This is a genomic window from Mesorhizobium sp. LNJC394B00, assembly GCF_000502555.1.
In the GTDB taxonomy this organism is placed as follows: Bacteria; Pseudomonadota; Alphaproteobacteria; order Rhizobiales; family Rhizobiaceae; genus Mesorhizobium.
Genome location: NZ_AYWH01000002.1, coordinates 53706 through 67154, shown reverse-complemented (window position 1 = coordinate 67154; position 13449 = coordinate 53706). Strand labels below are relative to the sequence as shown.

Annotated in this window: 13 protein-coding genes and 1 tRNA gene; 10 read left to right on the top strand and 4 right to left on the bottom strand. The window is 59.6% G+C overall.

The genetic code is table 11. The features are described from left to right. Positions 1–52: 52 nt before the first annotated feature. The 3 genes from X751_RS1000000166790 to X751_RS158725 all read left to right on the top strand — a co-directional run bounded on the left by X751_RS1000000166790 (position 53) and on the right by X751_RS158725 (position 3549). On the top strand, positions 53–724 hold the full coding sequence (locus X751_RS1000000166790; protein WP_156936361.1) for a hypothetical protein: 672 nt from the start codon (positions 53–55) through the stop codon (positions 722–724). A gap of 1006 nt (positions 725–1730) precedes the next feature. Then, positions 1731–1991: a hypothetical protein gene (locus X751_RS158720; protein ID WP_023744018.1), complete on the top strand. Its 261-nt coding sequence runs from the start codon at positions 1731–1733 to the stop codon at positions 1989–1991. 238 nt (positions 1992–2229) lie between these two features. After that, on the top strand, positions 2230–3549 hold the full coding sequence (locus X751_RS158725) for a hypothetical protein (RefSeq protein ID WP_156936360.1): 1320 nt from the start codon (positions 2230–2232) through the stop codon (positions 3547–3549). A 640-nt stretch (positions 3550–4189) separates the two neighbouring features. Here X751_RS158725 and X751_RS158730 read toward each other — a convergent pair. Then, a complete protein-coding gene (locus X751_RS158730; RefSeq protein ID WP_156936359.1) occupies positions 4190–5011 on the bottom strand; it encodes a ParB N-terminal domain-containing protein in 822 nt (273 codons plus the stop codon). Between the two features lie 764 nt (positions 5012–5775). After that, positions 5776–6414 (bottom strand): recombinase family protein, encoded by a 639-nt coding sequence (locus X751_RS158735; RefSeq protein ID WP_023744014.1) that lies wholly within the window; start codon positions 6412–6414, stop codon positions 5776–5778. 759 nt (positions 6415–7173) lie between these two features. Between X751_RS158735 and X751_RS1000000165320 the strand changes: the two genes are divergently transcribed. From X751_RS1000000165320 to X751_RS158760, 5 genes are all read left to right on the top strand, one after another. Next, a complete protein-coding gene (locus X751_RS1000000165320; protein WP_245265736.1) occupies positions 7174–7581 on the top strand; it encodes a response regulator in 408 nt (135 codons plus the stop codon). Further along, entirely contained in the window at positions 7574–7927 is a 354-nt protein-coding gene (locus tag X751_RS158745) for a response regulator (protein WP_245265735.1), read from the top strand. The genes X751_RS1000000165320 and X751_RS158745 overlap by 8 nt, the downstream gene beginning before the upstream one ends. A gap of 480 nt (positions 7928–8407) precedes the next feature. Next, positions 8408–8659: a DUF982 domain-containing protein gene (locus X751_RS158755; RefSeq protein WP_023744009.1), complete on the top strand. Its 252-nt coding sequence runs from the start codon at positions 8408–8410 to the stop codon at positions 8657–8659. A gap of 148 nt (positions 8660–8807) precedes the next feature. After that, on the top strand, positions 8808–9008 hold the full coding sequence (locus tag X751_RS1000000165315; protein WP_245265764.1) for a TIR domain-containing protein: 201 nt from the start codon (positions 8808–8810) through the stop codon (positions 9006–9008). A 193-nt stretch (positions 9009–9201) separates the two neighbouring features. Next, positions 9202–10203, top strand: a complete 1002-nt coding sequence (locus X751_RS158760; RefSeq protein WP_023744008.1) for a P63C domain-containing protein — start codon at positions 9202–9204, stop codon at positions 10201–10203. Between the two features lie 193 nt (positions 10204–10396). Here the strand turns inward: X751_RS158760 and X751_RS158765 are convergent, their stop codons facing one another. Both X751_RS158765 and X751_RS158770 read right to left on the bottom strand, forming a co-directional pair. Next, the gene (locus X751_RS158765; protein ID WP_156936358.1) at positions 10397–11827 is read right to left on the bottom strand and encodes a tyrosine-type recombinase/integrase; all 1431 of its coding nucleotides are present in this window, start codon (positions 11825–11827) and stop codon (positions 10397–10399) included. Between the two features lie 93 nt (positions 11828–11920). Then, positions 11921–12005: transfer RNA gene (locus X751_RS158770), tRNA-Leu, on the bottom strand. Between the two features lie 206 nt (positions 12006–12211). Here X751_RS158770 and X751_RS158775 point away from each other — a divergent pair. After that, a complete protein-coding gene (locus tag X751_RS158775; protein WP_023744006.1) occupies positions 12212–12796 on the top strand; it encodes a YqaA family protein in 585 nt (194 codons plus the stop codon). 62 nt (positions 12797–12858) lie between these two features. Further along, positions 12859–13377, top strand: a complete 519-nt coding sequence (locus X751_RS158780) for a disulfide bond formation protein B (RefSeq protein WP_023744005.1) — start codon at positions 12859–12861, stop codon at positions 13375–13377. Positions 13378–13449: the final 72 nt, after the last annotated feature.

Below are 13449 nucleotides of genomic sequence, written 5' to 3'. Positions count from 1 at the left end.
ACGTGTGCCATACGCGACGAAAGTCCGAAACGCGGAAGCATGAGGGATGTGAATGTCTCCGATCAGTCGGAAAGCCTGGAACGGTTTGGCGGAAGCCGGTAAGGCTGCTGTAGCCAACGGCTGGGCGGCAGACGGTGTCTTTTCAGGCGCAGTCGGCCCGGACTATCGCCCTGGGGATCTTTCCAGCATTCTCTGTGTGGGGCAAAGCCTAGGTCCGGCAGGTCCGCACGTCCGCATCAACTATCACCAAGGAACTAGCGCCGAGAATTCGCTGAGTTGGATGCTGAAGCGCGAACGCAGTCATCCCGGCAGCCGAGCTTTCTGGAAGTTGGCTGATCGCCTTGATCCCTCAAGACGCGCGTTGGCGTGGACGAATGTCTGCAAAATTGAACCGACTACGGCGGAGACCCCTATGGACGGGGAATGGCGCCAAGTGGCCAGTGCCTGCTGTGCTGCATTGGCAGAGGAGCTGGTTTCACTCAGACCGCAAGTCGCGCTGTTCGTTACTGGCTCCAAGTTCAAGAACGACATCTTAGCCGTGTTGTCGGGTCTGGGTTATGGCCCAGAGAAGAAAGTCCAGACGCCCGACGGGTTCATATGTTTAGGCCATTCGGCTGGGCGGTTTGCGATCCTGACCCGGCATCCGACCCGTGCAGCGTCCGAATACTTTGATCAGGCTGAGGTCCTTTGTCATAGTCTCGGAAAAGCATCCAAACGGTCGTAAGCGAAATACGCCCCGCCTCCTTGCTCATAAGCACGGACAACTCGGCCGGGGGGCCGGTCCAGTTTTGCGGATGGGGAGGGGTCCCCTTCTCACGTTACCTTGCTTCGAAATCGCAGCAGATTTCTTTGCTGACTTCTTGCTGATGACCCACGCGCCAGCATCTTCAGTCACCATCAAGGACCGGCGATAACGACCCAGGCGACCGTGCGATCAGCTAGCAATGCCTGTCATCGCCACGACAAAGGCCCGACAGCAGCGTTTTGGTAGGTGGCCGGTACTTGCAAGCAGCCAAGCCCCTTTCACGCTCTCCAGCGGTCTTTCTTGAGCGAGTAAAGCCCTGTCCGCTCTGGGCCGAGGCGCGGTCCGCCGTAGACTGGGAAAGCGGACGTACGAACGGCATCGCAAAGCTGCCATCCGACTGCGCCTGAGGCTGGAAAGCCGTAGCGGTCACGACCCTAATAGATAGGCATACCAACCAATACCCCTATTTTCATATGAACTATCAAAAAGATAGAACGACGTAGAATACCCAGCGAACGACTATAGAACCACGACGACCTGGGAAAACACCTCACCTACGAGTTGAGCTTTGCCTGGTACGTCAACGACTGGTTTCCTAGGGTGTGGCGTGTGGAATCATCTTTCCAAGGAAAAGAAGCATCCATTGAAAAGTGAGGTACCTTTATGGTGGAGATTGCCCGTTCTTACACCACACGCCGAAGCCAGCATGCAGCAATGCTCCTTTCGTCGTGACTTCCTGCACAGCTCCAGAAAGGACGGATACGGCATAGGTGGGCTTGGCGGGCTGATGGCGTTGTCGTGGCCGACAAGTGACCGGACAGTGCCGCTGCACGCTTGACGGGCGCGCCTACACCGGCAAGCTAGCCAACTACGCGACAGCCTCATGTCCGGGGCCTCCGGGCAGCAAGGCCAGTGCGGTGGTTAGCCGCCATACTCAAAAGCGTTTGGCGGACTGTTGTTCGCCAGAGACTTTGGTGCTGAAGGCATGAACATCAAGCGCGGTTTGTTGACGGTTTGGCTGGCGTTATCAGCGCCGTGGATTGCGTACTGGTCGTGGCATGACGACTTTGCATGCCTACTAGGCTTTGACCTGACTAGTAGAAAACCATGGTGCATCACCGGTCTTTTCCTGCCGAACCGAACTCATTTGGAATTGGCCGAGCTTATGATAGGTCCACCGCTGGCGCTTGGTGCCGCCATCGTTCTGGTCTTACTGGTCATCCGTGGATTCAAGATTTCAAACTGACCCATTGCCCACACCAGGGCAGTCGGGCCGACAAGGAGGGGCCGGTCCCAATTCAAGCTCGGAAGGGGCCGGTCCGGATTTGCAGTGGCAAGGGTGGCACAAACAAGGGTGTGATAATTGCGGTCAATTCGGCAAAGACCCCTTTGCTTAGACTATCCAACAGCGGTGACATTGTGCGACTGTTAGAACATTGGCAGGAAGCAGCTCAGTGCCGCAATTTCTGCTGTAGGGGGTACGCGTGAAAGTCCAGCAAGTATTTACACCAAATGATACCCCGACGGTGACATATGTCGACCGGAGTGAACACAAGCTCGAGCAGAAATTGCGCGACTACTGCGAGACACCGAATATAGTGATTTCACTGTCGGGGCCGTCGAAGTCCGGCAAGACCGTTTTGATTAAGAAAGTTGTGTCGGAAGATTTATTAATCCCAGTTGTCGGAGCAGGGATATCGAGTGCTGACAACCTCTGGGAGCGGGTCTTGCACTGGATGGGAACTCCGATGGAGACGACCGAAACAAAGGTTTCGGGCGGTGAAGTCTCAGGCGGGACGGAAGCTGGTGGAAAGATCGGGGTACCGTTTTTTGCCGAGGGAACAGCATCCGTTCAGGCAGCGACTGCCACATCATGGGGATCGCAGCAAAGCGCTACTACTCGCATTGATGGCTTAACCCAGGTCATCAAGGAAATAGCAGGCAGCGAGTTCGTCGTCTTCATCGACGATTTCCACTACATCAAGCCTGAAATCCGGGGGGAGATTGGTCGCCAGATCAAGGCTGCAGCAGAGAATGGCGTCAAGATAATCACCGCGTCAGTCCCACACCGCTCGGACGACGTTGTAAGGAGTAATCCCGAGCTGAGAGGACGTGTCGCCTCACTCGATTTGGCATATTGGACAAACGACGAGCTAGTGCAAATTGCGGAGAAGGGCTTTTCCGAGTTGAACATCGATTTGGCTACAGCGATCAAAAACAGACTGGCCAGCGAGTCCTTCGGTTCTCCACAACTGATGCAGAGCATTTGCCTAAACCTCTGTTATGAGCTTTCGATCAAAGAGACGATTCCTGAGCACAAGCGCGTTGAGGTAACGGCTGGCGACTTGACGGAGACTTTGCTCCGGACGTCGTCTTTTTCGGACTTCTCCAAAATGTTGACGGCCCTCCACACTGGCCCGCGGACACGGGGAACCGAGAGAAAACTTCACGACTTTATGGACGCGTCCGGTGGCGACGTTTATAGGGCCATCCTCATTGCCATTAAGGAAGATCCGGCCCAACTCTCCTTTCCGTATGACGCTATCTTAGATCGAGTTAGAAAGGCCTGTTTGGGCGACCCTCCGGTCGGTTCGAGCGTCACGTCCGCTCTGGAACAGATGCACATCATTGCCGAAGAGGTTCAACCCGGTACAAGTCCAATATCTTGGGACTCTGCAACACTCGATATCGCTGACCCATACTTCTTGTTTTTCCTGCGTTGCTCCGGAAAACTCCAAACCCTTGGCGAGGGGCCGGGCACCTTCTCATCGGCCGCGCAGGGTTCGTTCGTCTTGGAAAGCTAGGTCATTCGCATCTTCGGCGGATAGCGCCGGCCAAAGGTCCCGCCAGATAGATTCTGTTTTTCGAAATTTTCACCGAAAGCAGACCTATCCAGAGTGCGCAGCGCTTAGAGCTGAGGGCGACCAATTGGACAATCTTGATACGGCCCGCAAGGTCAATGTGATGACTGATGCCCTTCGCCCAGACCGCCACGGTACAGTTAGGACGCGAGCCTCATAACTGCCAACGAAGCATTCTAAGGTGGACTTTCGGGTGGATGGAAGTCCACAAAATTCCTGTATTCTACTGTAAATAAAGCATTTTCAGCAGAAAAATGGTGCCCCTAGCCGGGGTCTCCACGCTGGATCGAACTATCGCTCCAGACCGGAATTTAGCCTTTTCATTCAAGACCTTGCAGGTCAGTCGCTCCCCGAGGCGCGAAAGCCTCAATGTACCTCAATGGGTATCAAATGCTGTACCTCAGCGTCAAGGCTGCTTGCCCTCGACCGAAGCCGCTTTTCCGAGACCCGGTCGAGGCTTCTCCTCGTTCCGAAGTAAGTTCCGATTTCCATAAGAGAAACAAGGCAATAGGTGAGCCAGCGCGCCCCCAGCAATGCGAACTTTCGCACCATGCCATCTATGTGGTTGATTTTGCTCTATTCCTTAGAAGTCCTCGGGGATCACTGCTGGCAGTTCGCGCCCACCCGTTGCCACCTTCGCGACATCCTGAGCGGCCCTTGTGATCTCGACCAACAGGGCTTGTTGCTGTTCCTTCGACCGTATCGCCGAGAAAGAGGCTTTGAATTGCACCAAGGCTGTGGTCGCCAATTCGGCATGGATCACGTCCCTGTCCTTCCTTCCGAAGTCGGAGCCGGGGTTCTTCTCCAAGCCGCCTGCGCGCATCGCCCGGTAGACCTTCGGGAAATCCTGCTGCATCCAGACGGGAATGCGCCTATCACTGACAATGCCTTGCAAGTCGCGCGCCATCTCCCGAGCCGACTTCACCCGCCGACCCCGGTTCTCCATCCGGTGCCTTCCGGCCTGCACATACGCCCTGAAGACCTCACGCTTGTCGGCACTGGTCAGCCGAAGGCCATGGGTCCGGTTCTTCTCAGCGGCGATCCACCGATATTCGTTCGGCGTCGCCCCGGTGACCACTACAGCGTCAATCGTGGCCCCGCCAAGGGCCTGCACAGCGGTCACACGATGCCATCCGTCAATCAGCACAAATCCCTTATCAGGGTCCTGCGGGTCAACCGGGGCGACCGTGATGGGCGTGAAGACCGCCCCGGCCCGCATCGCATCCCGGTACTGCTTCACAGTCGCGGCGTTGGTTTCCTGCCTGATCTGTGTCGCAGGGTCCATGACCAAGCCGTCAAGGCGGATAGTCACGCGGTCGTCGATCTGGGGGTTCATTGCGTCCATCGCTATCGCATCTTCATGGTTGGATTGCAGTTGGAAAGCCGGCCCTGTGATGGTCGACAAGGAGGGCGCACGCTTCCTCCAGAGCCTCACCAACGTGCCTTAGGACGCGGCCACGGGACCTAGGGTAAACGTGGAGTTCCTTAGCGTTCGCCCCCTCGCCCCACCTCTTATGCGTCCCTGAGGCCATCTTGTGGATCAGCTTCGCCGCCTGCACCTGCTTGAACTCCGCCTTGCGTTCGGCCAGCGGATCGTCCCGAATGATCATTTCGACTGTGAGCCACGCGGCCACCACCCGACGAGGGTCCACTGCGGCTTTCCGCAGCCTCGCCCAGGCGGCCTTTGCGCGTTCCTGCGGCGAGAGCCCACGTAGCCGGAAAGCCTCCACATGAGGCCCTGCGGTCCGCAAAAGCGTGGCCACTCGTTCGACCGCGTTGGCTACGTAGGTGTCATTCTGGTTGGCCTCCAGCCATGTCAGCGCGGCGCTTCGGTAAGGGTTCATCTCTCGTGCCCCATACGACGGCCTGTAAGGGCTCCCGTGGCGGGCGTAGTGATCAGCATGGGAACGGCAGAAGCGCGTATCCAAGCCGTCCCCTGTGCCCGCACGGGCCGGCCTGCCGCAGCCGACCACCCGGCATCGGGTAAACATCGCGCTGGGCTCGTTCGCCCGGCCCTTAACGTCGGCCTTCCGCTCGCGCTTAGCCGTCCAGTTGGTCAATGGTCATCATCCTCAAAGTAGCCACCCCGCATTGGCGGGAGGGCAAGCGTCTACAGCGGGGCGAGCGGCAGGGACAACCACAAATGTGTCCCGTCCTCATTACTCAGCGTCAGGGGGTCGCCACGGCAACGGGAGAAGGCGCAAGGCGCTTTGCCAGCTTCGCGAGCGTCGAGCGTGAGCAGTTGGTGGCCTTCACGATGGTGTTCCAGCTCTGCCCCTTGCGCAGCATGTCCATGATGGCCTCGTTACGCTCGGCGTCCTCGGGCCGACCCTTCATGCGCCCCTCAGCCTTCGCCTTGGCGATGCCCTGAGCCTGCCTGCGGCGTCGGTCGTCATAGTCCTTGCGGGCGATGGCGGCGAGCATGTCGAGCAGCATCCCGTTGATGGCGTCGAACATGCGCCCGGTGAAGGCGTCCTCGGTCTTCATCATCATGTGCGAGGTTGGCAAGTCCAGCGCCACGACCTTGACCTCTCGGTCCTTGATCTCGCGCTTGAGCTGGTCCCAGTCCTTATCCGACAGGCGGCTCAGACGGTCGACCTGTTCGGTGAGCAGGATGTCGCCGGGCTTGCTGTCCCTGAGCAGCCGGAATAGCTCTGGCCTGTGCAGCGAAGCCCCGCTCTCGTTCTCCTCGTAGGTGGCGGCTATGGTCAGCCCACGTTCCTTGCAGAACGCCTCAAGGTCCCCTCGGGCGCGCCCTGCGTCCTGCTCCTTGGTCGACGCCCTGAGGTAGGCTCTGATGAATGTCACGGTTCTGCGCTCCAGTTCGGTTTGACTGGTTCGCTAATACGTGGTTCGGTATGGCTGGTCAAGCGGCATTTATCGAACCACCTTCGATCCGGTTCGGAAAGGGCACACCACAGCGAACCATGCTGCCTTCCGCGTCTGCGTTGTGTCACGCACAGGGGCCGCGCGGGGAAATGTCAGGAGAAGAACTGCGCGGGGCAGCTTGGATGGGCGGTCAAGAGCTAAGGCGCATCGCGACGCCGAGCCGTTCGTGATACCGATACGCTGAGGCATCTCTCGACTGCATCCTGACTGAGGCAAGAGCGTCGCGCGCATGAACCATCTCAAGCCGAGCTAGCGCGAGTTGCTCGCGTAGCGTCCATGCGAGGTCAAGCGTGGCTATTAACGTATCATCTTTCATTAGCTCACCCTCATACACGGAAGAACGAGCGTAAAGGTTTCGCTTTGAGAGGCGTTCCGTTGTCTCTTGTCGCACCGTGCGGGCATAGCAGGTAGGTATTCGCCCGCGTTCGCAATCCGCCGAAGAGAGGGGAGTACGGGGGGTCGGCGCGCGTGCCTGTCATCGGATCATGCGCTCAGGGTTTTGTACCAAACATTCCGGCCTTCCCCAATATGGAACCTTTATGTCCTCGCGACGTTCGGTGGGCGTTGTGGGTAGGTGTCTGCAAGGAGGGCGCAGTGGCAAGCGAACCAGCAGAAACAATATGGGCCGGGTCTCTCGCGGGAGGTCCCGCCGATGGGCGGCACGCCGGGATTGTCCTCTTGGTTGAGGACGAAATCCTCATCCGCATGGACGTAGGTGATCAACTACGGGAGGCCGGTTGGACCGTCTATGAACTGGGTACGGCGGATGACGCCATAGAGTTCCTTCAGAGCCCGATACACATCGACTTGCTGCTAACCGATGTCCAGATGCCCGGCAGGCTAGATGGCCTTGCTTTGGCGGCTTTTGTCCGACGCGAGCGTCCGACCGTCAAGGTAGCTGTCATGTCAGGCAATTACCTGCCGACGCAACAAGATCAGCACCTGTTCGACTGCTTCTTCTCCAAGCCTGCGCTTATGGTTGCCCCAGAATTGCAGGCAGTGATGCGTGGAACCGTGTCGGCTGCAGACCGTTCTCCACCCAATGGAAGCCCCGAACCAACAGAGCCAAACCATCCTCGTGGTTGACGGCGACGTCATCACCCGATCCGTCATCTCGGACTATCTGCGCCACTGTGGCTACAGGGTCATTGAGGCCCATGACGCCCGTGAGGCGCAACAAGCATTGAACCATGCGGAGTTCGCTGTCGACACGATCTTGTGTGACGTTGACCTGCCTGGCAACATGAACGGGTTCCAGCTGTCGAAGTGGGTTCGCGAGAACAAGCCTGAGGTCAAGGTAGTGCTTTCTGCCGCAGTAGAACGAACTGCGAGCGCGGCGGGCGACCTTTGTGAAGAAGGACCGCACCTTGCGAAGCCATACGAGCCGGCCACCGTGGTCGACCACATCAGGCGGCTGAAGGGTGGATCGTAAGCTCCAACGGGAACTACCCTTGACGCTACTCCCCCTAGCGCTTTGCCTTCCGAGCCGAGGTGCGGCTGCCCTGTGTGTGAAGTGCAATTGTCTTCGGCCTGACGTTGAGAGGCGAGGCGGCGACCAGCTCGAAGAAGCATGGTGACTAGCCCGCGAACCGGCAGCCGTATGGACGTCGACCGGGCACGGGGGAGTTCCGCGCCAGCCAATTCTCCGATCCCCCGCTCGAAAGTTTCTACCAAAACTTCCCCGCCCGCATTAGAACTCCCTAATGGCAACTCTGCGGTACGAGGTAAGGCAGGAACCGGATGGGACGTGGACTGTGTTGGACCTGTTCACCGGGCTGCCGGCTATAGTAGCGGGCCACCCATCTGTCGACCTTCCCGACATGGAGTACGCTGAGGAACTGGCGGCCATCCTGAATGCCAACGACCTGAAGCGGAGGCTGTCCCACGGCAGGTTCCCCGGAGGGTTCGCCTGATGGTCCTCTCATGGTTCACCCCAGCAGTCCCCATCAGGGAACGCCCAGGTCTCCGCTATAACGTCTCCTCGGTCGAGGCAGCCGCAGAGTTGCTCCTGAAGTTCACCAAGAAGGGCGCTGCATGGCGACGTGCGGTCGAGGCTTGCGTGGCCTTCGGGGAGCATAGGGCTTCAGCTCAACAGGTCCGCAGGCTCTTCCGGCTGGCAGCCAAGGAGGAGGGGGTCCTAGTGGCAGAGATCACCGACCAGTGACCATCTATTAACATCCGCTCCGCTGCCGAGTATTGTGGACGAGGCGTGTCGCCAGTGAGGTGGCTTTTGCGGTGGTACTGCTCACCCCAGACGATGTGGGAGCCTCCAAGACTGCGACTGACCAGACCATCGGGCACGGCAAAACCTAATCTTTGAGCTTGGTTATTTTGCCGGGCACCTTGGGCGCGGTAGGGTATGCCTGCTCCGCAAACGCAATGTCGAAATACCATCCGACCTCTACGGCGTTCTCTACATCGACTTGGACCCGTCAGATGGGTGGAGGGCGAAGCTCGTACAGGAGATGAACGCCGCCAAGCTGGACTTTGACGTCAATCGCATGTTCGGATGAGGCACGTCTTGTTCGCGCGCCATAACCCGACCAGTCCTTGCGGGTCAGCGGGCGTAGAGCAAGAGGCAAGACGCTCTTTGCGAAGTCCGCCGTGTCACGCGCTTCTCGTCTCCAGCAAGCATCAAGTAGAACCGATGCTTGCGCCACGACAGCAAGCATGGTATCGACATCATGCTTGCAACGAGGAACCGTCATGTCCAAACAAACTCCCCAGAGCCGTGGTGGCGAAGCGCGCGCTGAGAAACTGACCGCCGAGCAAAAGCGGGAGATCGCTCGCCAAGGTGCAAAGACCCGGTGGGATGTAGACCGTACCCTGCCGAAGGCAACGCACGCCGGAAAGCTCGTCATCGGCAACAGCGAAATCCCGTGTGCGGTTTTGCCCGATGGCACGCGCCTCCTAACGCAGGAAGGATTTCTCGGCGCGCTGGGCCGATCCACGAAGCCGAAGGGTCGCTCGCAGCAGCCCTCGGAGGACTTGCCGCCGTTCCTTGCCACGGTGAGCCTTTCCTCCCTGATCACCGACGACATTCGCGCCGCAACTGTGCCAATCGTCTTTCGGACACCCACGGGCGGCAAGGCTCTGGGGTACAGGGCAGAACTGTTGCCCAAGGTCTGCGATCTCTTCCTTGAAGCTCGCCGGCTCGACCTTCTGACGGCTCAGCAGCAGCAGATCGCCGACAAGTGCGAAATCCTCGTTCGCGCGCTCGCTCAGGTGGGCATTGTAGCCCTCGTTGATGAAGCCACAGGTTTCCAAGACGAGCGAGACAGGGACGCCCTCCACCAGTTGCTCTCGCTCTACCTCTCAGAGGAGAAGCTGGCTTGGGCTCGGCGTTTCCCGAACGAGTACTATCGACAGCTCTATCGGCTAAGAGGCTGGGGGTGGCCCGTGGGCAAAGCCAAGACCCCGTTGGTCGGGAAGCTGACGAACAAGATCGTCTATGATCGTCTGCCTGACGGCGTGCTAGAGGAACTTCGCAAGCGGAACCCGACCGAGCCAGGCACCGGGCGGCGCAAATGGAAACACCATCAGTTCCTGTCTGAAGACCTCGGCCAGCCCGATCTTCGGGACCACCTTCTTCAGCTTGTGGCGATCATGCGGATTTCCAAGGATTGGGCGACGTTCATGGTGCATTTCGAGGACGCCTTCCCGAAATCCGGGGCTCAACTTTCCCTGCTACTTGAGGACGCGGATTGAGCGGGTCCTCGCCAACCCGGTCATTCACCAGCACAATCGCGCCAGTGTCAGGCTTGAGCGCATCGGCCCTGTACTCACCAGCGCGTCCTGTCACACACATGATCAGTTCACTTGCCGATCATGGACAGTGCCAAGACCACGACGGCGCGCGCGCCACTGAAGGGCACAGTCATTGAACGAAGCGCGGCGATCCTTACCCTAGCAGCGCCTGTCGCATTGCCTTCGTAGCGACTTCAAGTCTGACGTCAGGCCCGCCGTAGCGCTCCCCCACGCCGCTAAGGGTGTGCCCGAGAATTAGGTCCTGCTTGTGCTTGTCGACATCGGCGCGCCGTAGCATGTCCTTCATGTTATGCCGGAGGGAATTGGTGACCGCCTTGGGGTCGTCAGTAATCTTCCTGACGTGCCTCATAAGCGCGCCGGATGCCGAATTGCCGCCACCTTCTCTGCCGTACCTCGGGAACAGCATCCGGGCACCTCGGGCCAGCTTCAATGCCTCTCCAGCCGCGTCGAGGGCATCCCCGACAAGCGGCACCCTTCGCCTTGACGGGACCGTCTTGACGCGCCGTTCCTCGTGCCACTCGACCTCGATGTAGGGCATCTCTCCGTGGGTCACCACGTCGGCAGCTCGCAACCCCGTCACTTCCGACAGTCGGCATCCGGTGCCCTCAAGCATTCGCCAAATCAGCTTGAGGTCGTCTTTCCTCGCATAGGCCTGGATGCGTTCCCGTATCTGTCGCCGCTCCTTATCGGTGAGCGGGCGACCTTCCTCCTGTGGCAGAACCCCACCATTCCGACCGCCTGCCAAGTCGGGTAATCCGGTGAAGTGATTGGGCAGCCCATGCAACTCGTCGAACTCAGCGATAGCGTGGTTGATTATGGCCCGAATGTCATTGAGGTATCGGTCCACCGTCGCCTTGCTGCCGACCTCGCCACGTATGTACCCCTGCACTTTCCTCGCATCCTCCCTCCTGATGCTCGCCACGGTCGGCACTCGCCCGAGGGCCTTCGTGATGTACGCGACCGCTCGGGCTGCCCGCTGCTCATCCTTCTTGCGCGCCAGTGGCCCCGGCTCGTTCAACGCAAAGCGGTCCGTGAGGTAGAGCTTCTTGGCATCCTCAACAGTCGGTGCGGGGGTCTTGGGGCTGGATGTGTAGAGCATCCGCACCAGCCGCGTGTCTTCAGCGCTCACGCCCATCGGGTAATCGGTCTCAGGGTCGGTCGGGTACTTGGCTGCGATGGCATCAGCCACAACGCTGCGCTCGATCCAGTCACGCGTTTCGTCCTCGTCGCCAGTCTCGTCATCGTCGGTCGGCTGCCGGTAAGGGTTGAGACCCAGCGCTCTAATCCGGTCGACGGTCTCTTGGAATAACTCGCGCGCAGTCTTGGGGCGGCTGATGCCGCGCACCTCGTCCCACGCCGACGCCAGCATCTGCTCGACCTCGCGATGGACTTGCCGGTATTTCGCCAGCGCCTCACCCTTGGCGTTCCCTAACGGAATGGTGATCTCGCCTTTGCCCAGTGTAGGGCGCAGCTCTCGCTCAACGACGCGCCGATAACGATAACTGGAACTGCCCAGCTTCTTGCTCTTACGCTCTTGCCAGTAGTCTACGATGACGCTGCTCATTATGTTGGACCCCTCAATGTACCTCAACGATGTACCTCGGGGGACGTCTAAGCCCTTGAAAGCCTTGCAATTACTGGGCTTGCCGGTGGTCAGTGGTGCCCCTAGCCGGAATCGAACCAGCACTCCTTGCGGAACTCGATTTTGAGTCGAGCGCGTCTACCAATTCCGCCATAGGGGCTCAGGCCAGGAGGCCTGGATGGGCGCGGACTATACGGTCGGAGGCCTGTTCGTCAACTGGCCAAATGCGCCGCCGTGCCCTGCTTGCGGCAAAAGCCCGCCTTTCTGTTTCATGACGCTCCTGCCATTGTGCGGCGCGGAAAATCTTTCTAGACAGACGCACATCAAAGCGCGTTGCGTCTGGGCAACCTGCATCCAGGAGAGCCGATGCTTCGCGGACTTTACGGCTGGACCTTGTCGCTGGCGGCCCGCAAATCCGCCGAATGGTGGCTGGCTTTCATCGCTTTCGTCGAAAGCTCGGTGTTTTTCATACCGGCCGACGTCTTGTACCTGCCCATGGCGTTGGCGCGGCCCGAACGCGCCTATCGCTACGCGCTGACCGCCACTTTCGCGTCCGTGCTTGGCGGCATTGCCGGCTGGCTGATCGGTTACTATGCCTACGACACGATAGCACGGCCGATGCTGGAGCACTTTGGCGGCCTTGACGCGTTCGAGAGGTGGCAGTCGGCCGGCACCGGGCTGATGCTGGTGCTGCTTGTCACATCGGGTGCCGCCCACTTGCCGCCGATCAAGGTGGTCACCATTCTGGCAGGCGCCCTCCACGTCAATCTTTTCGTCTTCATCGTCTCCGCCATCCTGGCGCGTGGCGCTCGTTTCCTGCTTCTTGCCTGGCTGCTGCGCCGCTATGGCGAAGAGATCAAGGAATTGATCGAGAAGCGTTTGGGATTGATCGTCGGCGCCGGCGCCGCTGCCCTGATTTTGCTCTATATCGTCGTCAAATACGCCTTCTGACCGTCCAAGGCGGGCGGTGGGTCAGGACTATGCCGGCGGACGGCGAATTCAACGGACGAAACATGACAGCCACGATGACAGCCGATACCGGACGCCAGCGGACGCGCACCGCTTTGTTTCTCGCCGTGGCCATGGCCGCCACGGTCGGCTCCGCGCTCGCCTTCCAGCACATAGGCGGCTACATCCCCTGCCATCTGTGCCTGGAGCAGCGCACGCCCTATTATATCGGCGCCCCGCTGATGCTGCTGGCGGTGATTACCTCGATGCTTAGCGCGCCCGCATGGCTGACGCGCAGCCTGCTTGCCGTCGGCGGCCTGCTGATGCTCTATGGGCTCTATCTCGGCGTCTATCATTCGGGCGTCGAATGGGCCTGGTGGCAGGGCCCGGCCGATTGCACGGCCGGCGCCGGCCCGGTCGACACCGGCGGCAAGGGCGTGCTCGACGCGCTCGACAAATTCGTGCCGCCATCCTGCGACAAGGCAGCCCTTCGTATCCTCGGCCTGTCGCTGGCCGGCTGGAACGCCATCGCCAGCTTCATCCTCGCCGCCATCGCCTTCCGCGGCGCGCTGGCGCGCGACTAATCAAGTGCGAGGTCGCGCCATGCGGCCAGTCTCTAAATGTTGGCACCGCCCCTCATTGCCCTGCCGGGCATT